General features: G+C 70.2%; 27 protein-coding genes. 14 read left to right on the plus strand and 13 right to left on the minus strand.

Features of this window, described 5'->3' with window-relative positions; all coding sequences use genetic code 11:
• Position 1 precedes the first annotated feature (1 nt).
• Entirely contained in the window at positions 2–298 is a 297-nt protein-coding gene (locus KVS71_RS11550) for a putative quinol monooxygenase (protein WP_060922355.1), read from the plus strand.
• Positions 299–464: 166 nt separating this feature from the next.
• Here KVS71_RS11550 and KVS71_RS11555 read toward each other — a convergent pair whose 3' ends face one another.
• The 4 genes from KVS71_RS11555 to KVS71_RS11570 form a co-directional block, all read right to left on the minus strand.
• Complete coding sequence (locus KVS71_RS11555) at positions 465–1,466, minus strand: ABC transporter substrate-binding protein (protein ID WP_060922356.1); 1,002 nt, start codon at positions 1,464–1,466, stop codon at positions 465–467.
• 135 nt (positions 1,467–1,601) lie between these two features.
• A complete protein-coding gene (locus KVS71_RS11560; RefSeq protein ID WP_174521432.1) occupies positions 1,602–2,636 on the minus strand; it encodes an ABC transporter permease in 1,035 nt (344 codons plus the stop codon).
• Positions 2,636–4,138, minus strand: coding sequence for a sugar ABC transporter ATP-binding protein (locus tag KVS71_RS11565; protein ID WP_025105377.1), 1,503 nt, complete (start codon positions 4,136–4,138; stop codon positions 2,636–2,638). The genes KVS71_RS11560 and KVS71_RS11565 overlap by 1 nt, the downstream gene beginning before the upstream one ends.
• A gap of 179 nt (positions 4,139–4,317) precedes the next feature.
• Entirely contained in the window at positions 4,318–5,187 is an 870-nt protein-coding gene (locus KVS71_RS11570) for a sugar phosphate isomerase/epimerase family protein (RefSeq protein ID WP_217584610.1), read from the minus strand.
• Between the two features lie 188 nt (positions 5,188–5,375).
• Here KVS71_RS11570 and KVS71_RS11575 point away from each other — a divergent pair, with 188 nt between their 5' ends.
• Positions 5,376–6,377 (plus strand): LacI family DNA-binding transcriptional regulator, encoded by a 1,002-nt coding sequence (locus KVS71_RS11575; protein WP_217584611.1) that lies wholly within the window; start codon positions 5,376–5,378, stop codon positions 6,375–6,377.
• A gap of 95 nt (positions 6,378–6,472) precedes the next feature.
• Here the strand turns inward: KVS71_RS11575 and KVS71_RS11580 are convergent, their stop codons facing one another.
• Genes KVS71_RS11580 through KVS71_RS11590 form a run of 3 tightly spaced genes read right to left on the minus strand, consistent with a single transcriptional unit; the run spans position 6,473 to position 9,168 of the window.
• Positions 6,473–6,892, minus strand: coding sequence for an RbsD/FucU family protein (locus KVS71_RS11580; RefSeq protein ID WP_025105374.1), 420 nt, complete (start codon positions 6,890–6,892; stop codon positions 6,473–6,475).
• 25 nt (positions 6,893–6,917) lie between these two features.
• Positions 6,918–7,886 carry an aldo/keto reductase gene (locus tag KVS71_RS11585; RefSeq protein WP_060922367.1) on the minus strand — a complete coding sequence of 323 codons (969 nt, stop codon included), beginning with the start codon at positions 7,884–7,886 and terminating at the stop codon, positions 6,918–6,920.
• A complete protein-coding gene (locus KVS71_RS11590) occupies positions 7,873–9,168 on the minus strand; it encodes an L-fuconate dehydratase (protein ID WP_217584659.1) in 1,296 nt (431 codons plus the stop codon). The genes KVS71_RS11585 and KVS71_RS11590 overlap by 14 nt, the downstream gene beginning before the upstream one ends.
• A 123-nt stretch (positions 9,169–9,291) precedes the next feature.
• Between KVS71_RS11590 and KVS71_RS11595 the strand changes: the two genes are divergently transcribed.
• Positions 9,292–10,152: a fumarylacetoacetate hydrolase family protein gene (locus tag KVS71_RS11595; RefSeq protein ID WP_217584612.1), complete on the plus strand. Its 861-nt coding sequence runs from the start codon at positions 9,292–9,294 to the stop codon at positions 10,150–10,152.
• Entirely contained in the window at positions 10,134–10,925 is a 792-nt protein-coding gene (locus KVS71_RS11600; RefSeq protein WP_060922360.1) for an SDR family NAD(P)-dependent oxidoreductase, read from the plus strand. The genes KVS71_RS11595 and KVS71_RS11600 overlap by 19 nt, the downstream gene beginning before the upstream one ends.
• 357 nt (positions 10,926–11,282) lie before the next feature.
• Here KVS71_RS11600 and KVS71_RS11605 read toward each other — a convergent pair whose 3' ends face one another.
• Positions 11,283–12,182 carry an amidohydrolase family protein gene (locus KVS71_RS11605; RefSeq protein WP_217584613.1) on the minus strand — a complete coding sequence of 300 codons (900 nt, stop codon included), beginning with the start codon at positions 12,180–12,182 and terminating at the stop codon, positions 11,283–11,285.
• Between the two features lie 47 nt (positions 12,183–12,229).
• Between KVS71_RS11605 and KVS71_RS11610 the strand changes: the two genes are divergently transcribed.
• A complete protein-coding gene (locus KVS71_RS11610) occupies positions 12,230–12,907 on the plus strand; it encodes a FadR/GntR family transcriptional regulator (protein WP_025105368.1) in 678 nt (225 codons plus the stop codon).
• 4 nt (positions 12,908–12,911) lie between these two features.
• On the opposite strand, the gene KVS71_RS11615 is transcribed toward KVS71_RS11610, so the two are convergent.
• Positions 12,912–13,574: a transaldolase family protein gene (locus KVS71_RS11615; RefSeq protein ID WP_025105367.1), complete on the minus strand. Its 663-nt coding sequence runs from the start codon at positions 13,572–13,574 to the stop codon at positions 12,912–12,914.
• A 118-nt stretch (positions 13,575–13,692) separates the two neighbouring features.
• Between KVS71_RS11615 and KVS71_RS11620 the strand changes: the two genes are divergently transcribed.
• The 5 genes from KVS71_RS11620 to KVS71_RS11640 all read left to right on the plus strand — a co-directional run bounded on the left by KVS71_RS11620 (position 13,693) and on the right by KVS71_RS11640 (position 17,555).
• A complete protein-coding gene (locus tag KVS71_RS11620; RefSeq protein WP_136051837.1) occupies positions 13,693–14,655 on the plus strand; it encodes a ribokinase in 963 nt (320 codons plus the stop codon).
• A 14-nt stretch (positions 14,656–14,669) separates the two neighbouring features.
• Positions 14,670–15,074 (plus strand): D-ribose pyranase, encoded by a 405-nt coding sequence (rbsD, locus tag KVS71_RS11625; RefSeq protein WP_105950520.1) that lies wholly within the window; start codon positions 14,670–14,672, stop codon positions 15,072–15,074.
• Positions 15,074–15,886, plus strand: coding sequence for a GntR family transcriptional regulator (locus KVS71_RS11630; protein ID WP_025105364.1), 813 nt, complete (start codon positions 15,074–15,076; stop codon positions 15,884–15,886). The genes rbsD and KVS71_RS11630 overlap by 1 nt, the downstream gene beginning before the upstream one ends.
• A gap of 73 nt (positions 15,887–15,959) precedes the next feature.
• Positions 15,960–17,018 (plus strand): PLP-dependent cysteine synthase family protein, encoded by a 1,059-nt coding sequence (locus KVS71_RS11635; RefSeq protein ID WP_102209423.1) that lies wholly within the window; start codon positions 15,960–15,962, stop codon positions 17,016–17,018.
• A gap of 21 nt (positions 17,019–17,039) precedes the next feature.
• Positions 17,040–17,555, plus strand: coding sequence for a glycine cleavage system protein R (locus KVS71_RS11640; protein ID WP_062637081.1), 516 nt, complete (start codon positions 17,040–17,042; stop codon positions 17,553–17,555).
• Positions 17,556–17,659: 104 nt separating this feature from the next.
• Here the strand turns inward: KVS71_RS11640 and KVS71_RS11645 are convergent, their stop codons facing one another.
• Positions 17,660–18,337, minus strand: coding sequence for a FadR/GntR family transcriptional regulator (locus KVS71_RS11645; RefSeq protein WP_060922368.1), 678 nt, complete (start codon positions 18,335–18,337; stop codon positions 17,660–17,662).
• A 166-nt stretch (positions 18,338–18,503) separates the two neighbouring features.
• Between KVS71_RS11645 and KVS71_RS11650 the strand changes: the two genes are divergently transcribed.
• The 4 genes from KVS71_RS11650 to KVS71_RS11665 all read left to right on the plus strand — a co-directional run bounded on the left by KVS71_RS11650 (position 18,504) and on the right by KVS71_RS11665 (position 22,991).
• Positions 18,504–19,739: an aminotransferase class V-fold PLP-dependent enzyme gene (locus KVS71_RS11650; RefSeq protein WP_217584614.1), complete on the plus strand. Its 1,236-nt coding sequence runs from the start codon at positions 18,504–18,506 to the stop codon at positions 19,737–19,739.
• A gap of 61 nt (positions 19,740–19,800) precedes the next feature.
• Positions 19,801–21,123: a sugar ABC transporter substrate-binding protein gene (locus KVS71_RS11655; RefSeq protein WP_217584615.1), complete on the plus strand. Its 1,323-nt coding sequence runs from the start codon at positions 19,801–19,803 to the stop codon at positions 21,121–21,123.
• A gap of 3 nt (positions 21,124–21,126) precedes the next feature.
• The gene (locus KVS71_RS11660) at positions 21,127–22,074 is read left to right on the plus strand and encodes a carbohydrate ABC transporter permease (protein WP_025105358.1); all 948 of its coding nucleotides are present in this window, start codon (positions 21,127–21,129) and stop codon (positions 22,072–22,074) included.
• On the plus strand, positions 22,071–22,991 hold the full coding sequence (locus tag KVS71_RS11665; protein WP_217584616.1) for a carbohydrate ABC transporter permease: 921 nt from the start codon (positions 22,071–22,073) through the stop codon (positions 22,989–22,991). The genes KVS71_RS11660 and KVS71_RS11665 overlap by 4 nt, the downstream gene beginning before the upstream one ends.
• A gap of 66 nt (positions 22,992–23,057) precedes the next feature.
• Here the strand turns inward: KVS71_RS11665 and KVS71_RS11670 are convergent, their stop codons facing one another.
• From KVS71_RS11670 to KVS71_RS11680, 3 genes are read right to left on the minus strand one after another with little or no spacing between them, the layout of a single operon-like run.
• Complete coding sequence (locus KVS71_RS11670; protein ID WP_217584617.1) at positions 23,058–24,071, minus strand: aldo/keto reductase family protein; 1,014 nt, start codon at positions 24,069–24,071, stop codon at positions 23,058–23,060.
• 52 nt (positions 24,072–24,123) lie between these two features.
• Complete coding sequence (locus KVS71_RS11675; RefSeq protein ID WP_060923270.1) at positions 24,124–24,621, minus strand: hypothetical protein; 498 nt, start codon at positions 24,619–24,621, stop codon at positions 24,124–24,126.
• A 9-nt stretch (positions 24,622–24,630) separates the two neighbouring features.
• Complete coding sequence (locus tag KVS71_RS11680) at positions 24,631–26,124, minus strand: PLP-dependent aminotransferase family protein (protein WP_217584618.1); 1,494 nt, start codon at positions 26,122–26,124, stop codon at positions 24,631–24,633.
• Positions 26,125–26,135: the final 11 nt, after the last annotated feature.

A 26,135-nucleotide genomic window follows, 5' to 3' on the forward strand; every position in this document is an offset into this window, starting at 1 on the left:
CATGCCCGAACCCACCGTCCTCCACGCCGTCTTCACCGCGCAGCCGGGAGCCGCCGACCGGGTCGCCGCGCTGCTGCGGGACTTCGCCGAGGTGGTCCGCGCCGAGGAGGGCAACATGGTCTTCGACGCCCACCGCCTCGTCGACGACCCTGACCGCTTCTTCGTGTACGAGGTCTACCGCGACGAGGACGCCTTCCAGGCCCACCTGCACGCACCCGCCGGCATCCCCTTCAACGCTGCCCTGCAGGAGCTCATCGTCGAGCCCACCTCGATCCTCACGTTCCTCCGCCCCCTCTGACCCCACCCCTCTCCGTCTCCCTGTTTCAGCCGCACGACCCCGACACGGGTGCACGAGGAGATCAGGGGTCCGATCGTGCAGCCGCCCCGGACCACGGACCGGAGCCGGAGTTCCCCCGGACACGACGAAGCCCCCCGCCCGAAGGCGAGGGGCTCCGTCGTGCGGGTCACTCGTAGAGGACCGCGGCGATCTTGTCGTCCTCGATGTTGTTCTTGTCGTACCAGTAGGAACCGGTGTCGTAGAACTCCTCGACGTCGTCCCCGTTGGCCGCGTCGTAGGCCGCCTGCACGACCTGGGCGCCGATGCCGATCGGGTCCTGCGTGATGGCGCCGGCCATGGTGCCGTCCTTGATGGCGTTGATCTGGGCCGCACCGGAGTCGAAGCCGACGATGGTGATCTTGCCCTTCTCGAGGCCGAGCTCGTTCACGGCGTTCACGACGCCGATGGCCGAACCCTCGTTGGTGCCGTAGATGCCCTTGAGGTCGGGGTGGGCCGCGATGAGCGTCTTGGCGATGTCGGCCGACTTCAGGTGGTCGCCGTCACCGTACTGGATGTCGACGATCTCGATGTCGGGGTAGTCCGCCTCGATCTTCTCGACGAAGCCGTCGCGACGCTCGACACCCGTCGAGTTGATCTGCGAGTGGCCGACGATGGCGACCTCGCCCTCGCCGCCGATCAGCTCGGCCATGTGCTCGGCCGCCAGCGCGCCGGCGACCTTGCTGTCCGTCGCGGAGAGGCTGAGTCCGACGTCGCCGTTGCACGGGGCGTCGAAGTAGACGACGGGGATGTCCTTCGACTTCGCCTGCTCGAGCGGGGCGACGCACGCCTCGGGGTCGAGGGCGGCGTAGGCGATGGCGTCCGGGTTCTTGTCGATCGCGGCGGTCAGCATCTCGAGCTGCTGCGCGATCTCGGTCTCGGCGGCCGGGCCCTCGAAGGTGATCTTGACGCCCAGCTCCTGGGCCTTCTCCTCGGCGCCCTTCTTGACGGCCTGCCAGAACTGGTGCTGGAAGCCCTTCGAGACCATGGCGATGTACATCTCGCCGTCGCCGCTGCCGGTGTCGCTGCCCGAGCCCTCTTCGATCACGTCGCCGCCGCCGGCACAGCCGGCGAACACGAGCGCGGATGCGGCCACGAGTGCCGCGAATGCGGTCTTCTTGCCGAATTTCATGGAAACTCCGTTGTTCTGTGTGGGTGCCGGCCAGGACCGGCGGGTGGACATTCGTGGTGCCTGTGCGGAGGTTTTCCGCGGGGTCCGGCCGGAGCCGGGGACGGCGGCGGGCACGGGTTTCGCCGCCGCCGTGTCTCAGGTCCGCTGGCGGTTGCGCAGCGAGTCGAGGAAGACGGCCAGCAGGACGACGACGCCGACGACGATGTTCTGCCATTCGGGCTGGATCGACATGATGCGTAGGCCGTTGACGAGGACGCTCATGATGAGCGCGCCGATCACGGTGCCGAGGATCGAGCCGCGGCCGCCGAGCAGCGAAGTGCCGCCGATGATCACGGCCGCGATGGCCTGCAGCTCGTAGCCGGTGCCGATCTGCGGCTGGGCCGAGTCGAGGCGGGCGGCGATCACGATGCCCGCGATGCCGGTGAAAGCGCCGGCGAACATGTAGATGAGGATCGTCCAGCGACGGGTGTTGACGCCGGAGAGGCGCGTGGCCTCCTCGTTCGATCCGATCGCGAACGTGTAGCGGCCGAGCAGCGTCTTCGACAGCACGAGCCAGGCGACGATCGCGAGGGCCGCGGTGATGAGCACGGCGTTCGGGATGCCGGGGATGAGCACGCCGAGCGCGATCTTCTTGAAGTCCGGGGCCGAAGTCGAGAAGTAGATCGGCGCGACGTTCGAGATGACGAGGGCGAGGCCGCCCGCGATCATCATCATGGCCAGCGTCGCGATGAACGGAGGCAGCCGCAGGAACGTGATGTTGACGCCGTTCACCAGGCCCATGAGCACGCCGGTCGCGATGCCGCCGAGCACACCGACCCACACGGGCAGGCCCATGTTGGTGATGAGGACACCCGTCATCACGGCGCAGAGCGCCATGCCGGTGCCGATCGACAGATCGATGCCGCCCGTGATGATGACGAACGTCGTGCCGAGGGCGAGGATGCCGATGACCGCGGTCGACAGCAGCACGGTGGCGATGTTGCTGAAGGTGAAGAAGTTCGGGCTGGCGATCGAGAAGAAGATGACCAGGACGATCAGGGTGCCGAACGCGAGCGACTGCTGGAACTGCCGCTTGAGGAACCCGGCGACGTCGCGCTTGTCGGTGTCCTCGTTGACGGCCGTCTGGATGATCGTCGTCGTCGACGATCCGGACTGCTGTGGGGTGCTCATCAGTCTTCCTCCCCGTGGGCTGCGAGTTGCATGATCTTCTCCTGGCTGGCTTCCTCGTTGCGGAGCGTCCCGGTGATGCGGCCGTTCGCGAACACGGCGATGCGGTTCGCGACCCGGAGGATCTCGGGGAGCTCGGACGAGATGACGATGATGGACTTGCCCGCGTCGGCGAGCTGCTGCATGAGGCGGTAGATCTCCTCCTTCGCGCCGACGTCGATGCCTCGCGTCGGCTCGTCGAAGATGAGGATGTCGCAGTCGCGCATCAGCCACCGGGCGATGACGACCTTCTGCTGGTTCCCTCCGGAGAGGAGCTTGACGACCTGGTTGACCGAGGGGGTCTTCACCCGCAGCTGCTGGACGTACTCCTTGGTGCGGTTCTTGGCCTTGCTGTCGCCCATCCACCCGATGCCGTTGGCGTAGGAGCCGAGCGACGCGAGCACGGTGTTGAAGGTGACGTCCTGCTCGAGCATGAGGCCGAGCAGCTTGCGGTCCTCGGAGAGGTAGCCGACGCCGTGCTTGACCGCGTCCGCGGGCTGCGCGATGCGGACCGTGCGCCCGCCGATCGTGATCGTGCCGCCGTCGCGGTGGTCCGCGCCGATGACGGCACGGGCGGTCTCGGTGCGGCCGGCGCCCATGAGGCCGGCGAATCCGAGGATCTCGCCCTTGTGCAGCTGGAACGACACGTCCTTGAGGAGCTTCCGCGTGGACAGCCCCTGCACGTCGAGCACGATCGGGTCGTTGAGGTGCTCCCGGGCCTGCGGGCGGGTGCCCTCGTCGATCACGCGGCCGACCATCATCTCGATGATCGTCGGGATCGTGATCTCGGACTTGTCGAGTGATCCGATGTATGTGCCGTCGCGCAGGACGGTCACCCGGTCCGCCAGGCGGCGCAGCTCGTCCATGCGGTGCGAGATGTACACGATGCCGGTGCCGCGGGCCTTGAGCTGCTCGATGAGGACGAAGAGGGTCTCGACCTCGCTGTCGGTGAGGGCCGACGTCGGCTCGTCCATGATGAGGACCTTGGCGTTGAAGGACAGCGCCTTGGCGATCTCGACCATCTGCTGCTCGGCCACCGTCAGCTCGCCCACGCGCTGGCGGGGGTCGAGGTGGATGTCCAGGCGCTGCAGCAGCTCGGCCGTCTGCCGGTTGAGCTTCCGCTCCGACAGGAACGGGCCCGTCGTGGGCTCGCGGCCGACGTAGATGTTCTGCGCGACCGTGAGGTCGGGCATCAGGTTGAGCTCCTGGTGGATGATCGTGATCCCCAGCTCCTGCGCCTGCAGCGGGCTGGTGAGCTCGACCTCCTGCCCCTCGAACGTGATCGTGCCCTCGTCCTTGGTGTAGATCCCGGAGAGGATCTTCATCAGGGTGGACTTGCCGGCACCGTTCTCACCCACGAGCACGAGCACCTCGCCGGCGCGCACCTCGAGATGCACGTCCTTCAGCGCCTGGACACCGGGGAATCCCTTGCTGATCCCCTCGACCCTCAGGATGGGTCCACTCATGCGCTCACCTGCTTCCTTGAAGGTTCTGTCGCGATTGCGGCGGACCGTTCCGCCGTAAACATCGGATCAATTCTGCGACCTGCACCCGGGTCAGTGCAAGTTGTATCTAAATGTATCTAACGATCGGCGGCGAGGGAAGACCTGTAATAACATCTTGATCTCGAACCGCCGCCCGGGCGTCAGTGGAGGCGGATCGAGTCCACGGCGACGAGCTTGTCGCGGATGTAGGCGTTCGCGTGCGCACCCAGCTCGTCGTTGTCGGTCCAGAGGTTGCGCCAGATGCCGAGCATGCGGCTGAGGTCGGGCGCGACCACGGCCGAGGAGAACGACTCGAACACGATGGGGCCGTCGTAGCCGATGCGCCCGAGCGCCTTGAAGAACGTGTCGAAGTCGACCGTCCCGGTGCCGAGGTAGCCGCGGTGGCTCTCGCCGATGTGCACGTACCGCAGGGCGGGAGCCGCATCGAGCACCGGCGCGAACATATCCGACTCCTCGATGTTCATGTGGTACGTGTCCAGGTGGATCCCGAGGTTCGGGCGGTCGACCTCGCCGAGGTACGCCAGCGCCTGCCGTGCGGTGTTCAGCACGTTGGTCTCGTAGCGGTTGACGACCTCGAGCGAGACGGAGACCCCCCGCGCGGCGGCGTGGTCGGCGACCCGGGCGATCGTGCGACGGCTCGATGCGAGACCCTCGGGCGTCACCGGATCCATGTACTTCTTCATCGCGCTGTAGATCACCCCGCAGAAGTGCGTACCGCCGAGCTCGGCGAGCACGTCGACCGCGCGGAGCAGGAGCGCCTCGCCCGCGGCGATCACGGCGGGGTCGCCGCTGGTGATGTCGGTCTCGTCGGAGAGCCCGAGCGAGGCGCTGACCGCGAGTCCGTGCTCCGCGAGGGCGGCCTGGGCGGCGGCGACGTCGAACGAGAACGGGTCCATGAGCGGGAACTCGATGAGGTCGAAGCCCGCCTGCTTCGTCTTCTCGACCGCGAGCCGGATACCGTCCGCATCGAACGTCCCCGTCCAGACGAGTCCGTGGCAGCCGATGTTCATGAGCGCTCCTCCGGCGGGTGTCCGACACCGTCGCCGCACGGACTTGGCACGTTACAAGTCCGGTGTTCGAGTCACGCTACGTCGCCCTCCGCGGAAGTGTCAAGAACTTTCTTGGCACGTTACAACCCGTCCGCTAGCCTGGGCCTCATCCGGCCGCGCGTCTGCGGCCCCACCGCCGAAGGAGGCCCATGCCCGCGAGCGTGAAGGATGTCGCGGCTCTCGCGGGGGTCTCGGCGTCGACCGTGTCGAACTACCTGAACCACCCGCACGTCCTCGGCGCCGCCAGCCGGGAGCGCGTGCGCGCCGCGATCGCCGAGCTCGGCTTCGTGCCGAACGAGTCGGCCCGCCAGCTCCGCGCCGGCTCGAGCAAAGCCCTCGCCCTCATCCTCCTCGACGCCTGGCTGCCGTACTTCAACGACCTCTCCCGCGGCGTCGACGACGTGGCCCGCGAGGGCGGCTGGTCGCTCTTCTTCAGCGACAGCGCCCGCGATGCCGCCCGCGAGGAGCAGAACATCGACATGTTCGAGGCCCACCGGGTGCAGGGCATCGTCATCTACCCGCGCGGCGATGTCGTGCCACGGCTGGAACAGCTCGCGACTCGCGGAATCCGCTCGGTGGTCGTCGGCCCCATCCGGGATTCGCCCTCCGTCGCCGCGGTCACCTTCGACGACCGCGGCGGCGGACGGCTGGCCGGCGAGCACCTGCTCTCCCTCGGCCGTCGCCGCATCCTGTTCCTCGGAGCCCCGACGGTGAGCCAGTCGAACGATCGTCTCGCCGGACTGCGCGACGCGGTGGCGGGGACCGACGCCCGCGTCTCCGTCCTCGACGTCGAACACCTCACGACGGAAGACGGCCTCCGGGCCGGCGCGCACCTGACGGATCTCCCGGCGGAAGAGCGACCAGACGCGGTCTTCGCCGCGAACGACGGAGTGGCCCTCGGTGTGCTCACGCAGCTGCTCCGCCACGGCATCCGCGTGCCGGAGGAGATCGCCCTCGTCGGGTTCGACGACATCGCCGCCGCACACCAGGGCGTGGTGCCGCTGACGAGCGTCCGGCAGCCCGGCTACGAGATCGGCCGCGCCGCCGGGGCCGCGCTGCTGCAGCTCCTCGCCGATCCGACCGCCGCGCCTCCGGCGCCCACGCCGTTCCCCGCCGAGCTCATCGTGCGGGAGTCGACCGTGGGGCGGTGAACCCCGCGTTCACAACTCAGGAGAAGAGCGCCGCTCCGCGTCGAAACGGCCGGTCCGGCCGTTTCCCCGACGGTTCTCCTGAGTTGTGAACGACGTCAGGCCGAGGGGTGGCCGACCACGCCCTTCCGGAGCAGTGCGTTGCCGTACTTGCGCGTCTCTCCCGTACGCACCATGAGGTACGCCTCCTTCGCGACCTCGTAGTACGCGAAGCGCTCGACGAAACGCGTGGTGTCGAGCTCCGTGCCGGCGGCGGCCATCAGTTCGCGCTGCACGTCCAGCACCTCGCCGTCGGCCGAGGTCATCAGGTCGATCCCGGGCGCGTCGTCGAGCGGCAGTACGCTGCGGATGGCCGCGACGACCTCGGGTGTCGTGGTGCCGGGAAGATCGACCACGCGCGCCCCGAGGCCCCAGGCCGGGAAGTGCGCGTCGGCGACGACCACGGCGTCGGAGTGCCCCATCCGGTCGAGATGCAGCAGCAGCTCCCCGGTCAGCAGCGGGTGGATTCCTTCGAGCACGGCGGCTCCTCTCGGTGGACGGACGTCAGGAGGCGGGAATGAGGCCCTCGGCCGCGAGGTTCTCCCACAGCGCGGAGGGGATCTGCAGCGAAGCGTACTCGGCGTTCTGCCGGAGCTGCGCCGGGCGACTGCCGCCGACCACCACGGAGCGCACCACGTCGGCCTGGAGCGGGAACCGGATCGCGGCGGCCGGCAGGGGCACGTCGTGATCGGCGCACACCGCGGCGATGCGCACGAGGCGGTCCCACAGCTCGTCGGGGAGCTGTCCGTACTCGTACCGGCCGTCCCGACGCGGCTCATTCGCCGCGAGGAGTCCGGAGTTGAACACCGAAGCCGCGACGATCCCGGTTCCGGTCTCGCGGCACGCGGGCAGCACGTCGACGGCGGCGGGCTGCTCCAGCAGCGTGTACCGACCGGCCACCATCACGAGGTCGAGGTCTGCGGAGCGCACCGACGCCGCCAGAGCCTCCGAGACCATCGAGCCGATGCCGATCGCGGTCACCTCGCCGTCCGCGCGCAGCTGCTCCAGGGCGGGAAGGGCCTCGGCGAGCGCGAGGTCGAGGTCGTGCCGCTCCGGGTCGTGCAGGTAGAGGAGGTCGATGCGCTCGATGCCGAGCCGCTCGCGGGACTCGTCCAGGCTCGTCCGGATGCCGTCCGCCGAGAAGTCCCACACGCGCTGGAGGTCGTCCGGCACGTGGAAGTCGTTCGCGGTGTCGAGGCCGCCGGCGTGGTCGGGGTTCGGGCGCAGCAGCCGGCCGACCTTGGTCGAGAGCACGTACTCGTCCCGCGGCTTGGTCTGCAGGAAGGCTCCGAGGCGACGCTCGGACAGTCCGAGGCCGTAGTGCGGAGCGGTGTCGTAGAAGCGGATGCCGCTCTCCCACGCCGCGTCCAGCACCGCCCATGCGTCGTCGTCGGACAGCTCACGGAAGAGGTTGCCGACGTTCGCGGCACCGTAGCCGAGGGTCGGGACGGTCAGGCGCTCAGGCGTGGACATGCGCACCCGTCCAGGTGTACTCCGCGATGCTGTCGGCCTTCATCTCCATGCCCGTCCCCGGCGCGGTCGGGGCCATGTAGGAGCCGCCCTGGATGTCGGTCGGCACGACGAAGTGCTCGTGCAGGTGGTCGACGAACTCGATCAGTCGGCCCTCGCGCGTGCCGGAGACGGCCACGAAGTCGAACATCGACAGGTGCTGCACGGCCTCGCACAGCCCCACGCCGCCGGCATGCGGGCACACCGGCACGTCGAACTTCGCCGCGAGCAGCAGGTTGGCGATGTTCTCATTGACCCCCGCGACGCGGACGGCGTCGATCTGCATGACCGAGATCGCGTCGGCCTGCAGGAGCTGCTTGAAGATCATCCGGTTCTGCGCGTGCTCACCGGTGGCGACACGGATGGGCGCGACGCCGCGGGCGATCTCGGCGTGGCCGAGGATGTCGTCGGGGCTCGTGGGCTCCTCGATCCAGGCGGGGTGGAACTCGGCGAGCGCGTTCACCCACTCGATCGCCTCGGACACCTCCCAGCGCTGGTTCGCGTCGATCGCGATGGGGAAGTCCGGGCCGCACACCTCGCGCGCCTTGCGGAAGCGGCGGATGTCGTCGTCGAGATCGGCGCCCACCTTGAGCTTGATCTGCGTGAAGCCGTCGGCCATGGCCTCGCGGGCGAGGCGCTCGAGCTTCTCGTCCGAGTAGCCGAGCCAGCCGGGGCTGGTCGTGTAGCCGGGGTAGCCGGTGGCGAGGAGCTGCTGCTCGCGCTCGGCCCGGCCGGGCTCCGCCGCGCGCAGGATCTCCAGCGCATCCTCGCGGGTGAGGGCGTTGGTGAGGTAGCGGAAGTCGACGAGGTCGACGAGCTCCTCCGGGGTCATCCGGGCGAGCAGCTGCCAGAGCGGCAGGCCCGCGCGCTTGGCCTTGATGTCCCACAGCGCGTTGACGACCGCGCCGATGGCCATGTGCATGACGCCCTTCTCCGGGCCCAGCCAGCGGAGCTGCGAGTCGCCGATGATCTCGCGGAACGTGCCGCCCATGTCGTCGAGCAGCGGCTCGATCTCACGCCCGACCAGGTGGCCGGCGAGCGCGTCGATCGCGGCGACCTGCACATCGTTGCCGCGGCCGATCGTGAAGACGAAGGCGTGCCCCTCGATGCCGTCGCCGGCGTCCGTGCGGACGATGACGTACGCGGCGGAGTAGTCGGGGTCCGGGTTCATCGCGTCGGAGCCGTCCAGGCTCAGCGACGTGGGGAAGCGGATGTCGGTGGTGTCGAGGGCGACGATACGGCTCACGGGGTTCCTCTCCATGCGCGGGTCGTTCTTCCGCGCGGATCTCTTGGAGTGTAAACATCCGATGTCTATACTGTCAACGAGACCGGCCGCTGAGCAGCGGCCTCCCGAACGATCAGGAGAATCATGAAGTTCGCGCGGCTCGGCACCCCGGGGGCGGAGATCCCCGTCCTCCTGGAGGGTGACCGCTACCTCGACCTCCGCCCGGTGACATCCGATGTCAACGGCGACTTCCTTGCGGGAGACTTCGTCGCCCGCGTCGCCGCCGCCCGCGACGCCGGGGAGCTCTCCGAGCTGCCGGACGCCGCGACGATGCGCATCGGCGCCCCGATCGCCCGCCCGAGTGCGGTGATCTGCATCGGGATGAACTACGCCGCCCACGCCGCGGAGTCGGGGTCGGAGCCGCCGACCATCCCCATCATCTTCCTCAAGACGCCCAACACGGTGGTGGGCCCGAACGACGCCGTGACCATCCCGCGCGGGAGCGAGAAGACCGACTGGGAGGTCGAGCTCGGCATCGTCATCGGCACCCGCACCGCGTACCTCGACTCCCCGGACGAGTCGATGGCGCACGTCGCCGGCTTCGTCGCCGCGAACGACGTGTCGGAGCGCGACTTCCAGATGGCGGTCTCCGGCGGGCAGTGGTCGAAGGGCAAGATCGCCTTCGGCTTCAACCCCACGGGCCCGTGGCTGGTCACGCCGGACGAGGTGGACCACCAGGCGCTCGGCCTCCGCAGCTTCGTGAACGGCGAGCCGCGGCAGGACTCGAACACGAGCGACATGATCTTCACGGCCGAGCAGATCGTGCACCACCTGTCGCAGTACGTGACGCTCGAGCCCGGTGACCTGATCCTCACGGGCACGCCGCAGGGCGTGGCCCTGTCCGGCAAGTACCCCTACCTGGCGGCGGGCGACGTGGTCGAGATCGAGATCGACGGCCTCGGCCGCCAGCGCCAGGACTTCATCGCATGGGAGGCAGAGAAGTGACCCTTCGACAGGCTCAGGGACCCGACGCCGGCACGGAAGGCCTCGTGGCCATCGTCACTGGTGGCGCCTCCGGCATCGGCGCGGCGATCGCCGACCGTCTGCACGCGGACGGCATCACCGTCGCGGTCCTCGACCGCGACACCACACACGCCGACGAGCGCTTCGCGGCGTTCACCGCCGACGTCTCCGACCGCGCGAGCGTGGACGCCGCCGTCGCCGCCGTCGCCGAGCGCTTCGGTCGCATCGACATCGTCGTCAACAACGCCGGCATCGGTGCGCAGGGCGACATCGCCGCGAACGACGACGACGAATGGGCGCGCGTCCTCTCCATCAACGTCACCGGCATCGCACGGGTGACATCGGCGGCACTGCCCTGGCTGCGGAAGTCCCCGGCCGCCGCGGTGTGCAACACGGCCTCGATCGCCTCGACCACCGGGCTCCCGCAGCGGGCGCTGTACTCCGCGTCGAAGGGCGCCGTGTCGGCTCTGACCCGCGCGATGGCCGCCGACCACCTGCGCGAGGGCATCCGCGTCAATGCGGTCAACCCCGGCACCGCAGACACGCCGTGGGTCGGACGACTGCTCGACTCCGCGGCCGACCCCGCCGCCGAGCGGGCCGCGTTGGAGGCACGACAGCCCCACGGACGCCTGGTGAGCCCCGACGAGGTCGCCGCCGCGGTGGCTTACCTCGTGAGTCCCGCCGCGGGCTCCACCACGGGCACCTTCATCGAGGTCGACGGGGGGATGGCGCAGCTCCGCCTCCGCCCCGAGTGACCCGATCTTCCCGACGGCCCGGTGTCTCCCCGCGAGACCCCGGGCCGTCCCCGTCCCGTCCCCACCCATCCCGTCCCCATTGGCCCCATCCCGTCCCCATCCGGGATCAATTCCGCTCCCCCACCCCGCCCCACAGGCCCCTTTCTCATCCCGCACGCCGCCTCGCCGCGCGGGCGGGATCAGAATCGCTCCTCGATGCGGCTCCCGCGGACCGTTTCCCATCCCGCGCGCCAGAAGGGCGCACCGCCGGGACGACCGTGAGCGGCACGGCACCCATGCGGCCCGGATCAGAAACGGGCCCGGACGGGGCTCCGGAGGTGGCATATTGCACCCGCTCCGCTTAGGGGCGGGGTGGGGTTAGAGGGAGTAGACGGAGGCGGCGGTGGCGTGGAAGAGGGCGTCGGGATCGATGCCGCGGGAGGAGGCCCACGTCGCCACGGCGTCGGCCCAGCGGCTGCGGGCGGACGGCTGATACACCGGTGCACCGTCGGCGGGAGCGTGCGTGCCGTCATGCTCCGCGGGACCGACCGCCGACACGGGCCAGTCGCTCCCCCACATCAGGCGCTCGGGACCGAAGACGTCGGCCGCGGTGTCGAGGAAGGGTTCGAGCTGCGCGAGGCTCCAGTCCCCTCCGGCCTCCGCGGGCAGTCCGGACACCTTGCAGAACACCCCGGGGTGTCGCGCCAGCTCGGCGAGATCGCGCTCCCACTCCACCGAGGGCGTGCGCGGAGCAGAAGCCGTCCCGACCTCCGGCTTCCCCAGGTGGTCGAGCACGATCCGCAGCTCGGGGATCGCACCCGACAGTCGTGCGAGGTCCGGGAGCTGCGCGGCACGCACGCACGCGTCGAAGGTCCACCCGTGCGCCGCGACCTCCCGGGCTCCGGTGATGAAGGCCGACGAGAGCATCACGCCGTCCGGCTCCCCCTGCAGGAGGTGACGCACCCCGACCACCAGGGGCTCCGCGGTGAGACTCTCCAGGTGCACCGTGGTGTCGGTCCCGCGATCGAGCCGAGCGCCGGCGACGATGCCGACCACCCCGAGGCGCTCCGCCTGCCCGACCACCCACCGCACCTCCGCGAGGAAGTCGTCCTCGATGGTCTCGGCCTGCACGAACACGGCCCGCTCGTCCGTGGCCCGCTCGACCCGCGCACGCTCGAACTCGTCGGCGCCGAAGCGCCCCGCGAGCGGCCCTTCGAGCCACGTGTACCCGAGGGCTTCCGGGTCCCACAGGTGCAGGTGCGAGTCGAGGATGCGCATGTCCCCATCCTGCCGCAGACATCGGATGTTGTGCGAGGATGAGCGCCATGGCAGTCACGGACGAGGCGATCGAGAAGATCAAGGCGATGATCGTGTCGGGCGAACTGGCCCCCGGCGATCGCCTGCCCCCGGAGAAGGAGCTGTCCGAGCGCCTCGGCCTGTCCCGCAACTCCATGCGCGAGGCGGTCAAGGCGCTGGAGGTCATCCGCGTGCTCGACGTGCGGCGCGGCGACGGCACCTACGTCACGAGCCTGGAGCCGCACCTGCTGCTGGAGGCGATCGCCTTCGTCGTGGACATGCACGACGACGACTCGATGCTGGAGATGTTCGCCGTCCGCCGGATGCTCGAATCGCAGGCCACCGGTCTCGCGGCGACCCTCGGCACGGACGAAGCGATCGCCGCCCTGCAGGAGGAGGTCGAGGCCGTCGACGCGTCCGTCGGGATCGAGGAGCTCGTCGACCACGACATCCGCTTCCACCGCGAGATCGTGGGCATGGCGGGCAACGCCTACCTCGCGAGCCTCATCGAGCACCTGAGCAGCCAGACGGTCCGGGCGCGCGTGTGGCGGGGTCTCACGGAGGGCGGCGCCGTGGAGCGCACCCTGTCGGAGCACCGCGCCATCGCCGATGCCATCGCCCAGCGTGACTCGGCACTGGCGACCTCCCTCGCCACGGCCCACATCGCGGGTGTCGAGCGGTGGCTGCGGCAGGCGGCGTCGGCCTGAGTCGTCAGGCCCCGAGGCGCTGCATCGCCGCGTCGAACTCGGCCGCCGAGCTGTCACTCACCTCGTGGAACAGCAGCTGGTCGAGCACGTCGGGCGCGGCGGTGAAGTAGGGCACCCCGGCTGCGCGCAGCCCCGTGATGTCGTCGGCGGAGCGCAGCGATGCGGCGAGGACGTTGGAGCCGCTGCCCGCGCACATCTCCTGCATCCGGGCGATGAGCGCGTCGCCGTCCATGCCCGCGTCGCGCATGCGCCCGAGGTAAGGCGCGATGTACTGGGCGCCGATCGAGGCGCACGCGAGCGCCTGCGCGACGGAGTACACCGCGGTGACGAGGACCGTGGCCCCGTCCCGGACGAGGGCCGAGGCCGCCGCGAACCCCGCTGCGGTCGCGGGCACCTTGACCGCCACCCGGTCGCCGAGCGCGCGGATGCCCTCCGCGTTCCGGAGGAAGGAGTCCGTGTCGCCACCCCACGTCTGGAAGAAGACCTCCCGTGCACCCTCGTCCACCCAGCGGGCATAGAGGTCGGGGATCTCCGCGGCCGTCCGCCCGCCGCGTTCGAGGATCGTGGGGTTCGTCGTGACGCCGTGCACCACCCCGGCGGAGAGCAGCCGCGAGACGCGGTCGGTGTCGGCACTGTCGACGTACAGGCGGGGCGCGATCGCGGTCATCGGGGTCTCCTCGCGGGCAACCTGTCGTTACAGGTGGGGCTTCGGCTAATGTAATGACAGCTCCCGAACCTTGTCAAAGACCGGGAGCCCCGCGCTGTCGAGGAGGATCAGGAGCGAGATGACACCCGCACACCCCGGCGACCGCTCCGGCGTCGTCATCGTCGGCAGCGTGACGGCCGACGTCACGACCTTCTCCCAGCGGCTCCCCGCCCGCGGCGAGACCATCCTCGGCGACGAGTTCACGCTGATGCTCGGCGGCAAGGGCGCGAACCAGGCTGTCGCGGCCGGACGCTCCGGAGCCCGCACGAGCTTCGTCGGCTGCGTCGGCGACGACCTGTTCCACGACCTCGTGGTGGACGGGCTCACCGCGGCCGGCGTCGACCTCGCGCACCTGCGCACCGTGCCGGGCCCCACCGGCATCGCGCACATCCGCGTCGACGCCTCCGCGCAGAACGACATCGTCATGGTGCCGCTCGCCAACGCCGCCCTCAGCACGGCGCAGATCGACGAGGCCCTCGCGGCTCTCGCCCCGACGACCTCCGTCCTGCTCACCCAGCTCGAGACCCCGTCCGCGCTGACCGCGCACATCACCGCGCGCGGTCGCGAGCACGGGATGACCGTGATCCTCGACCCGGCACCGGCGGCGGAGCTGGCACCGGAGATCTGGCGCAGCATCGACATCGTCACCCCGAACGAGACCGAGGCGTCGCTCATCAGCGGCATCGAGGTGACCGACGCCGCCTCCGCCGAACGCGCCGGGCACTGGTTCCTGGAGCAGGGCGTGGGCGCCGCGGTCATCACCCTGGCCGGGCAGGGGTCGTGCGTCGTCACCGCCGAGGGGGCCACCGTCGTCCCGCCTTTCCCCGTGGAGGCCGTCGACACCACCGCCGCGGGCGACGCCTACGCCGGCTACCTCGGTGCCGCGCTCGCGAGCGGAGCGGCCCTCACCGATGCGGTGCGGCTGGCGACCGCCGCGGGCGCCCTCACCGTCACGAAGCAGGGGGCCTCGCCGAGCCTCCCCCACCGCGCCGACGTCGAGGCCTTCCTCGCCGCGCGCACCGCGGCCCCCGTCGCGAACTGAACCAGGAGCACACGATGCGCAAGACCTCGACCACGATCAACCCGGCGCTCTCCCGCGTCATCAGCGAGACCGGGCACACCGATCTGATCGTCGTGACCGACGCCGGGCTGCCCATCCCGCCGGGCTCCGAGCGCATCGACCTCGCCTACCGTCCCGGCGCCCCCGCCTTCCTCGACGTGCTCGACACGGTGCTCGCGGAGCTCGTGGTCGAGGGGGCGACGGTGTCGGCCGAGATCGCCGAGAAGAGCCCGGAGGTGCTCGACGCCCTGCGCGAGCGCTTCGCCGACGCAGGCTTCGAGATCGAGCTCGTCCCGCACGTCGAGTTCAAGGAGCGCACGCACGCCGCCCGCGCCTTCGTGCGCTCGGGGGAGTTCACCCCCTACGCGAACGTGATCCTGCACGCGGGGGTGGCGTACTGATGTCTCTCATCGAGGATGCGATCGACCGCCACAGCGCGGCGCCGATGTACGACCAGCTCCGGCAGCTCATCATCGACGGCATCGCCCGCGACGGTCTGCAGCCGGGCGATCCGCTTCCCGGCGAGCACCGGCTGTGCGAGCGCTACGGCATCTCCCGCACGGTCGTGCGCCAGGCGCTCGCCCAGCTCGAGCACGAGGGACTCGTCGAGCGCGTGAAGGGCAAGGGCACGTTCGTCTCCCGCCCGCGCACGAGCGAGAGTCTCGTGCACACGCTGGTCGGGCTGTACGACGACGTCGAGCGGCGCGGCGGCCACGTGCACAGCGACGTCCTCCGGCACGAGCAGACCGTCGCCGACGAGGAGGTCGCCCTCGCCCTGGAAGTGCCGGTCGGATCGCCGGTGATCGTGCTCGAGCGGCTGCGGCACGTGGACGGCGAGCCCTGGTCGCTCTCGACCACGTGGATGCCGGAGGCGGTGGGGGCGGTGACGCTCGGCGCCGACCTCACCGAGGCGTCGCTGTACCGGCTGCTCGCCGACCACGGCATCATCGCCACGCACGGCGTCCGCTCCGCCGAGGCGACGGTCGCCACGCACGAGCAGGCCCAGCACCTCGGAGTGAGCGCCGGCTCCGCCCTCCTCCGCCTGCGCAGCATCAGCCGCAGTGAGGATGGCCTGCCGATCGAGTACTTCATCGCGTACCACCGCGGCGACCGCTCGCGCTTCGAGTTCCAGCTCCAGCAGGAGCAGTCCCAGGCTTCGCTGATGCACGTGGACGGATCGGGCGGCGCCTCCCCCGCGGGCACGGTGGGCTGAGCCGCCTCGCCCGGGCGGGGCGGCTGTTCTCCCATGCCGGAATGACGGTGCCGGCCCCGGTACGCTCGAGGGCATGAGCGACTGGACCAGCACCGCGATCGCCCTGCTGGAAGCCGATGCCAACCGCAGCGCCGACACGCACCTGCACCTGTTCCCGCTGCCGCCGGAGTGGGGCATCGACCTCTACCTCAAGGACGAGTCGGTGCACCCGACCGGCTCCCTCAAGCACCGCCTCGCGCGCTCCCTCCTCCTCTACGGACTCGTCAACGGGCGCATCCGCGAGGACACGACCCTCGTGGAGTCGTCGAGCGGGTCGACCGCGGTGTCGGAGGCCTACTTCGCCCGGATGCTGGGGCTGAAGTTCATCACGGTCGTGCCCCGGTCGACGGTGCAGGAGAAGATCGACCTCATCGAGTTCTACGGCGGCACCTGCCATTTCGTGGATCGCGCGGAGGACATGTCACCCGAGGCGCAGCGCCTGGCGGCGGACTGCACCGGGCACTACCTCGACCAGTTCACCTACGCGGAGCGTGCGACCGACTGGCGCGGCAACAACAACATCGCCGACAGCGTGTTCGGCCAGCTCGCCCAGGAGCGGCATCCGATCCCCCGCTGGATCGTCACGGGCGCCGGGACCGGGGGCACCAGCGCCACGTTCGGCCGCTACGTGAAGTACCGCCGCCATGACACCCGGATCGCCGTCGTCGATCCCGAGGGCTCCGCCTTCTACGACGGCTGGGCGGGCACGGTCGACCCGCCTGCCGGACGGCCGAGCCGCATCGAGGGCATCGGGCGGCCGCGGGTGGAGGCCTCCTTCGTGCCGTCCGTGATTGACGAGATGATCCAGGTGCCGGACGCGGGTTCCATCGCCGCGATCCGCCTCCTCCGCGAGCGCACCCTGCACTGGGCGGGCGGCTCCACCGGCACGAACCTCTACGGCGCGTTCCAGCTCATCGCCCGGATGCGTGCCGCGGGCGAGACCGGCAGCGTCGTGACCCTGATCTGCGACAGCGGTGTGCGGTACGCCGGCACGTACTACTCGGACGAGTGGGTCGCGCAGCAGGGGTGGGACCTCGCGCCGCACCGTGCACGATTGGAGCGGTTCCTGGAGACCGGGGTCTGGGCGGACTGATCCTCGGGTTACGCTGACCCCATGACCACACTCATCCTCACTGTCGCGGGTGCCGATCGTCCGGGCCTCGTGGCCGCCGTCGCCGATGTCGTCGACGCCCACGGCGGCAACTGGGAGAACAGCTCCCTCGCCGAGCTCGCCGGCACGTTCGCCGGTGTCATCGAGGTGTCCGTGCCGACGGAGCGCACCGGGGAGCTCGAGACCGCGCTGCGAGGGATCCAGGGCCAGGGTCTGCTCACGCTCTCGGTGCTCACCGGCACGCCAGGGCCGTCCGAGGACGAGGAGCAGCTGCTCGTGATGCAGGTGCTCGGCAACGACCGCCCCGGCATCGTGCGCGAGGTCTCGGCGGTGCTGAACGCGCACGCCCTGAGCATCGAGGAGCTCACGACCGAGACCCGCGAGGCTGCGATGGCCGGCGGAAGGCTCTTCGAGGCGTCGGTGATCGCGAAGGTCCCGCCGACGGTCGACCTCGACGCCCTGCGTGCCGACCTCGAGCGCCTCGCGTCCGAGATCCAGGTCGACATCAACCTCGGCTGACCCCGTTCGCCGACCCACCCCCTTCGGTGCCGCCCACCCCCTTCCGGACGTCCGAATAGGGCCGGGGCGCACGAAAGAGGGTGGCTCGGCCGGGAAACCAGGAGTCAGAGGCCGGAGTACCGCCGCACCCAATACTCGGTGTAGGCGACGTGAGCGGACGCGGCGGCCGATGCGGCCACCGGATCCGCGGCGGCGAGACCGCGCAGGATCGCGCGGTGGCCGGCGTCGGAGTGGATCTTGAGCTCCGCGGCATCCTCCGGGTCGGAGATCCGGTAGGCGCGGGAGCGGGAGCGCAGCACGTCGATCAGGCTCGTCAGGGCCTCGTTCCCCGCGACCGACGAGATGGCCATGTGGAACTCGTGGTCGAGGCGGGACTGCGCCTCGAAGTCCGTCGTCGACTCGATCTCGGTGAGCACCTCGTCGAGCGCGGCCACCGTGTCGTCGTCGATCCGGGCCGCGGCGAGCGCCGCCGCATGGGGCTCGAGCACCCGTCGGAGCTCCGTCAACTCCAGCACTCCGGCCATCGGCAGCAGTCCGACCGTGAGGGACAGGCTGCCGATGAGGTCGGCGGCGCGGAGCTCGCTGACGTAGCTGCCGGAACCGTGCCGCGTCTCCAGCACGCCCAGTGCGGCGAGCGTGCGGATGGCTTCGCGGAGCGATCCCCGCGAGACCCCGAGCCGTTCGCACAGCTCCCCCTCGCTCGGCAGCCGGTCGCCGGGGCGCAGAGCGCCGTCGGCGATGAGGGCCCGCAGCCCGTGCAGCGCCGTGTCGAGTGCGCTCATCGTCATCCTCTCTGCCACTCCCCCACCCCTCGTGAAGTCTGTCGGACGCCCCGGGCGTCGCAAACTCGTATGACAACTATGTTTCATCTTCGCGGTTTCGTAGCCAAAACCGAAGGCGTGTGGCAAAGTTGTGCAACAACTCGCCCCCACTCACCGATGAGGTCCGATGCCCGCTCCGCAGTTCCCCGCTCCGCTCACGCTGAACTCCGGCCTGCGGGCGCGCGATGCCTGGCCGCTCGACCCGACCGTGATCCACCTCAACCACGGGTCCTTCGGGGCTGTGCCGTCGGTGGTGGTCGCCCACCAGGACGCCCTGCGCCGCCGCGCCGACCTGAGCCCCGTGGAGTGGTTCCCTCGGATCGCGGAGCGCGTGCAGGAGGCGAGGCAGCGGACGGCTCCGTTCGTCGGCGCCCGCGCGGAGGACAGCGTGTTCGTGCCCAACGCCTCCGCCGCGGCCACCGTCGTCTACAACGGCCTCCAGCTCGACAGCGGCGACGAGATCCTCGTCACCGACCAGGGCTACGGCGCCATCACCATGGGCGCCGAGCGCCTCGCCCGACGCTTCGGCGCCTCCGTCCGCACGGTCGCCCTGCCCCTGCTCGCCGATGACGACGAGATCGTGCAGCTCTTCGCCGACGCCCTCACCCCGCGCACGCGGCTGCTCGTCGTCGACCAGATCACCTCGCCCACGGCCCGCCTGCTGCCCACCCGCCGCATCGCCGACCTCGCGGCCGAGCGCGGCGTGCGCACCCTCGTCGACGGCGCCCACGCCCCCGGCCTCATCCCGGACGCGGCGGCCGTCGCCGGCGGCGACTGGTGGTTCGGGAATCTGCACAAGTGGCCCTGCGCCCCGCGCGGCTCCGCCCTCCTCGTCACCACCGCCCCCGACCGCGACGAGCTCTGGCCGCTGATCGACTCCTGGGCCGCGCGCGAGCCGTATCCCGAGCGCTTCGACACCCAGGGCACGATCGACGCGACGACCTACCTCGCCACCCCCACCGCGATCGAGTTCATCGAGGCGGAGTTCGGATGGGCGGCCGCCCGCGACGCCATGGCCGCACGGGCAGACGCCGGTGCCGAGCTCATCGCCGAAGCCCTGCGCCCCTTCAGCGACGAGGACCCGCTGACCCCTCTCCCCTCGGCGGTGCCGTCCATGCGGCTCATCCGGCTGCCGCTCGGCCTCGGCGCCACCCGAGAGGAAGCCGACGCGCTGCGCATGGACCTCCTCGACGAGGTCGGCGTGGAGACCGCGTTCACCAGCTTCCGCGGCGTCGGCTACTTCCGCCTGTCCGCGCACCTGTACACGGAGGCCTCCGACATCGAGGCGTTCGTCGAGCGCTGCGTCCCCGCGATCCTGCGCCGCGCCGGCATCCGCCCCGCGGACGCCCTCATCCTCCCCTGACCCGCTTCACCTTCCGCACGACCCACCCGAACACCCACCCACCCCCACCGAGAGGCACATCGTGAAGAACAAGATCTTGACGACCGCAGCCGGAGTCGGCACCGTCGCCGTCCTCGCACTCACCGGCTGCTCCGGAGGCTCCGGAGGCTCCGGCTCGTCCGGCGGCGACGGCAGCGTCACCCTCCAGATGGTCGAGAGCCTGACGAACCCGGCGCGCACCGAGCTGCTCCGCGGACTGCTCGACGAGTTCGAGAAGGACAACCCCGACATCACCGTCAACCTCGTCTCCCCGCCCACCGAGCAGGCCGACCAGAAGATCCAGCAGATGCTGCAGTCCGGCAAGGGCGTCGACGTGCTCGAGGTGCGCGACATCACCGTCGGACCGTTCGCGAACAACGGCTGGCTCTACGACCTCGGTCCGGATCTGAAGAAGTGGGACGGCTGGGACGCCCTGACCGAGAACGCGCAGTCGGCCTCGGTCGCGGAGGACGGCAAGAGCTATTTCGTCCCCTACGGCTTCTACGGCCTGTCGCTGTTCTACCGCACTGACCTCGTCGAGCAGGCCGGCTTCGACGGCCCGCCGCACAGCTGGAAGGACCTGCTGGAGCAGGCGTCGGCGATCCAGGACCCGTCGAACAACATCTACGGGTACGCGTTCCGCGGCGGTCAGAACGCGAACAGCAACGTCGTCGCCGCGATCGAGGCCTACACGATCGACGGTCTCGACACGGAAGACGCGTTCCTCATGGAGGACGGCTCGACGATCTTCGCCGCCCCCGAGGCGCAGGAGGCCGTCGACGACTACTTCGACCTGTTCAAGGAGGCCTCGCCGCCGTCCGCCGTCTCGTGGGGCTACCCCGAGATGGTCGCCGGGTTCACCAACGGCACCACGGCCTTCCTCCTGCAGGACCCGGAGGTCATCGCGACGGTGCAGGACTCCTCGCTGACCGAGGACCAGTGGGACACCGCGCCGCTGCTCGTCGGCCCGTCCGGCAAGGCCGCACAGCCCCTCGCCGTCGCCGGCTGGGGTGTCGCGGAGAACAGCGAGCACAAGGAGGCGGCGGTGAAGCTCGTCGAGTTCCTGTCGTCCGCCGAGCCCGCCACCGAGTTCGCGCAGGCGAACAGCCTCGTCCCGATCATCGCGGCGGCCGCGGACGACGAGTTCTACTCCACCGGCCCCTGGACCAGCTACGTCACCATGACCGAGGACCCGGAGACCTACGTCAACGTGCGTCAGCCGCGCGGCGTGAGCTGGTGGACCGAGTGGATCCAGAAGTCCGACCAGGACGTGCAGAGCGTGCTGCTCGGCAACATGTCCACCAAGGACCTCCTCGCCTCGTGGGACGCGTTCTGGACCGAGAAGTACGCCGCGGAGAAGGGTTGATCCGTGGCCCGCACCATCCGTGAAGGGGGCTCCGTCGGCACCGCCGGCGGGGCCTCCCCGGCATCGCGTCGTCGCCCCTTCCGGGGCCGCACCGCACTCACGCTGCTGGCGTTCCTCGCGCCGGCGATCGTCTTCGTCTGCTGGTTCACCTACTGGCCGATGCTGCAGGGCGCCCGCATGGCCTTCCACGACTGGAACCTGTGGGATCTCACGTCGACGCCGTTCGTGGGCTTCGACAACTTCCTCGCCGTCTTCCGCGACCCGGCGTTCCCGACCGTGGCCTGGAACTCCGTGCTCTGGGTGGTCGGCTCGCTCGTGCCGCAGCTCGTGATCGGGTTCCTCATCGCGCTCGCCCTGCGCAAGCGGTTCCGCTTCCGCGGTCTCTACCAGGCGCTGGTCTTCTTCCCGTGGGCAGTGTCCGGCTTCCTCATCGGCATGCTGTTCCGCTGGATGTTCAACGCCGAGTTCGGCGTCGTCAACGACCTGCTCATGAAGGCCGGCCTGATCGACGCGCCGCTGCCGTGGCTGGCCGACCCGAAACTCGCGATGTTCGCCGTGATCGTCGCGAACATCTGGTACGGCGTGACCTTCTTCGCGATCATGATCCTCGCGGCTCTCCAGTCGGTGCCGGACGAGATGCTGGAGGCGGCGAGCCTCGACGGCGCCGGCAAGGTGCGGCAGCTGTTCTCGATCATCATCCCGTACATCTCGATGACGCTGCTGCTGACGATCCTGCTGCGCGTGATCTGGATCTTCAACTTCCCCGACATCATCTACGCGATGACGAACGGCGGCCCCGCCAACCAGACCCACATCATCACGACGTGGATGATCAACTACACGCAGCAGGGCAACTACGGCATCGCGAGCGCCATCGGGCTCATCGTCGTGGCCTTCCTCATGGTGTTCTGCGCGTTCTACCTGATGGCGATGCGGAGAGTGCAGCGATGACCATCACCTCATCCATCCGGACCGGCTCCTCGGTCACGGAGACCCGTCGCATCACGGTGCCCGACCCGAAAGCCGCTCCGCGCCCCAAGCCCCGCGTCTCGGTGGGCGGCGTGGTGCGTATCGTCGGCCTGGGGCTGTGGCTGCTCATCACGCTGTTCCCGCTGTACTGGATCACGCTCACCGCGTTCAAGTCGCCGGGGACCATCAACCGCTTCCCGATCGAGTACTGGCCGAGCGAGCCCTCGCTGGACAACTTCACGAGCCTGTTCGAGAAGAGCTCCTTCGGGACGTTCCTGGCGAACTCGGCCATCGTGGCGGTGTCGGCCGGCGCGGTGGCGACGCTCATCGCCCTGCTCAGCGCCTACGTGCTGGCGCGGTTCGAGTTCCGCGGCAAAGGCACGGTGCTCATCGCGTTCCTGCTGACGCAGATGATCCCGGCGTTCATCGCCCTCGGACCGCTGTACTCGATGATGACCGACCTCGGACTCGTCGACACCAAGCCGGGGCTCATCCTCGTCTACATCGCGATCTGCATCCCGTTCTCCACGGTGATGCTGCGGGGCTTCTTCGAGAACGTCCCCGATGCGCTGGAGGAGGCGGCGATGATCGACGGCTGCTCGCGGCTTGGCGCACTGTTCCGGGTGCTCGTGCCGGTGATGACCCCCGGCATCATCGCCGCGTTCATCTTCAACTTCGTGAACTGCTGGAACGAGCTGTTCCTGTCGGTCGTGCTGATGAACACCGATGCGAACCGCACCGTGCCCTCGGCGCTCAACGGCTTCATCTCGACGTTCAACATCGACTGGGGCTCCATGAGCGCTGCGGCCGTGCTGACGATCCTCCCGACGATGGTGATGTTCGCGCTCGCCAGCCGCTGGATCGTCCAGGGCCTCACGGCCGGGGCCGTCAAGGAGTAACCCGCCCGAGTAGCGCAAATGGTCCCATTCCGCGACGGAATGGGACCATTTGCGCTACTCGAAGGCCTAGACGAGCCGGGACTTCGGCGACACCGAGTACGTGTGCTCGGCGTCGCGGTTGACCGTGTCGCCGAGGGCCTCGTCGATCGCGGTCATCGTGTCGGCGTCGAGCGTCACGCCGGAGGCCTTGACCGTGTCGGCGAGCTGCTCCGGACGGGAGGCGCCGACGAGGGCCGCCGCGACGTTCGGGTTCTGCAGCACCCACGCGATCGCGAGCTGCGGCATCGACAGCCCCGCCTCCTCCGCGATCGGCTTGAGGCGCTGCACCGCGGTGAGGATGTCGTTCTGCAGGAAGCTCTTGATGAAGCCCGCGCCCGAGTTCTGATCCGTCGCCCGAGACCCCTCCGGCACCGGCTGGCCCGGGAGGTACTTCCCGCTCAACACGCCCTGCGCCATCGGCGACCAGACGATCTGCGAGATGCCGAGCTCCTCCGACGTCGGGACGACCTTGCCCTCGATGACCCGCCACAGCATGGAGTACTGCGGCTGGTTGGAGATGAGCTGGATGCCGAGCTGCTTCGCCAGGGCGTGCCCTTCGCGGAGCTGCTCCGCGGTCCACTCCGAGACCCCGATGTAGAGCGCCTTGCCCTGCCGGACGACGTCGGCGAAGGCCTGGAACGTCTCCTCGAGCGGGGTCTCGTAGTCGAAGCGGTGCGCCTGGTACAGATCGACGTAGTCGGTTCCGAGGCGCTGCAGCGAGCCGTTGATCGACTCCATGATGTGCTTCCGGCTCAGACCGGTGTCGTTCGGACCCTTCGGGCCGGTCGGGAAGTAGACCTTGGTGAAGATCTCGAGGCCCTCCCGACGCTGGCCCTCCAGAGCCTTGCCGAGCACGACCTCGGCGGCCGTGTTGGCGTAGGTGTCCGCGGTGTCGAACGTGGTGATGCCGGCGTCCAGGGCGGCGTGCACGGTCTTGACCGCGGCGTCGTCCTCGACCTGCGAGGCGTGCGTGACCCAGTTGCCGTACGTGATCTCCGAGACCTTGAGACCGCTGTTGCCGAGATAGCGATAGTTGACCATGGACCAACGCTAGTCCCGCCGGCGGGGCGGCGGGCCGGATCGACCGTGATCGTCAGGCGGTGGCAGGCGCCGGTCCGCGGCGGCGGGACGTGAGCGCGGCCCCGACCAGCACCCCGACCGCGGCGAGCGCGCTGACGGCGTACAGGGGCAGGGCCCACGGGGAGGCATCGGCGCCGCTGATGCCGAAGGTGTCGGCGAGCCCCATGCCCGGACCGAACGACGCGACGAAGTAGGCCGGCGCCCCGCCCATGAGCAGCGCGAGGAAGGTCATGCCGGCCACCACCGCCGGAGCCCGCGTGAGGAGGCAGACGACCGCCGTCCCGATGGCCAGGCACACGCCCGCGGCAAGGATGCCGAGGACGGTCGGCGCCATGAGGCTCTCCCCGGCGTTCGACATCGCGGCCCGGACCTCGTCCAGCGAGAGGCTGCCCGGAGCCGCGGCGATCGGGTTGAGCACGAGGATCTGCACCGCGGCGAGGGCGGCGTACGCGGTGACGGCGAGCACGCCCGCGACGCAGATCCAGAGGGTGGGGCGCGGCACCGGTGTCATGCGGTCACCCTAGGCAGGGCTGCTGAGAGTCTCCCGGTACTCACGCCAGGCGTCGCCCAAGCGGCGCACCCCCTCGGTGAGCACGTCGTCAGGCGCGGTGAACGGCAAGCGCACGTGGTCGTCCGGCGCGGCGGCCGAGACCGCGAAGGCCCCGGTGCCCGCGATCGAGACCCCGTGCGCCGCGGCGACGCGCGCGAGAGCCGATGCGGAGCCCCGAGGCAGCGCGGCCCACAGCGAGAGTCCACCCCGCGGGGTCTCAGAGGTCCAGTCGGGGAGGTGCGCGGCCATCAGCTCCTGCAGCAGGAGGAGCCGCTCCTGGTGCACGCGGCTGTTGGCGCGGCGGAGCTCCGTCGCGTGCGCGATGAGGTCGAGCGCGAGGAGCTGGCCGGGCACGCTCGTGGATTGGTCGGCGAGCTGCCGGGCGCCGCGGAGCCGCCGGACCAGCACCGGGTCGGCCCGCAGCCACCCGATCCGCAGCCCGGCCCAGGCCCACTTCGACACGGATTCGACGACGAGCACCGGGGCGTCCGGCCGCTCCGAGGCGAGCGTGGGCGGGACGACCCCGTCGAACGAGATGCCGGCGACGACGCGATCCTCGATCACGGGCACCCCGTACTGCGCGGCGAGCTCGGCCACACGGTGCCGGGCCGCCGCGGGCAGTCGCGTCCCCGTGGGATTCTGGTGGTGCGGGTTGAGCGCGACGAGCACGGGACGCAGCCGGGCCATCGCCTGCTCCAGCGCGTCGACGTCGAGGCCGTCCGCGCCCATCGGCACGCCGTGCACGGTGCCGCCGCGCAGCCCCACGGAGTCGGTCACGCCCGGCCAGGTGATCTCCTCCGCGAGCACGACGTCACCCGGCTCCACGAGCGCGTTGACGACGAGGCTGATGGCCTGCTGCGCGCCGTGGGTCACGAGGATCTGCTCGGGCGTGGTCGGCGTCCCCTCGGCACGGTACATGTCGGCGATGAGTTCGCGGAGCGCGGGGAGCCCCGCGGGGTCGGTCTCGGGGAGCAGGGCGAGGTCGAGCCGCGGCTGGTGGTCGCGGATGAGCTGCACACCGAGGTCCGGGATCTGCGGCACCGTGCGGAGCAGATCGATCGCGTTGGGAAGAGCCGAGAACAGGGCCTCGCCGCGGCCGGGACGGCGGTCCGCCGCGGGCGCCGTCCTCGCCCCCGACACCCTCGTCCCACTGCCCTGCCGGCGCTCGACGAGACCCTGCTCGGCGAGGGACGCATAGGCCGACACGACGGTGCCCCGCGAGACCGCGACCGCCGCGGAGAGGGCGCGTTCGGCAGGCAGGCGGTCGGCGGGGCGCAGCTCACCGCTGCCGATCAGGGCGGCGATCGCCGCGGCGAGTCGGGTGGAGAGGGTGCCGTCGCCGTGGGACCAGCGTCCGAGGCGTGCGGCGAGGGCGGTCGCGGAGACCTCCCCGGCCTGGACGAGGGGCCCGGAGGCCGATCCGTGGGCCACCGGCGTCGCATTGGCCCTGTCGAGGGTGTCCATGAGATCCGATT

Origin of the sequence: Microbacterium sp. GbtcB4 (assembly GCF_019091465.1) — a bacterium.
Classification (GTDB): domain Bacteria; phylum Actinomycetota; class Actinomycetes; order Actinomycetales; family Microbacteriaceae; genus Microbacterium; species Microbacterium paraoxydans.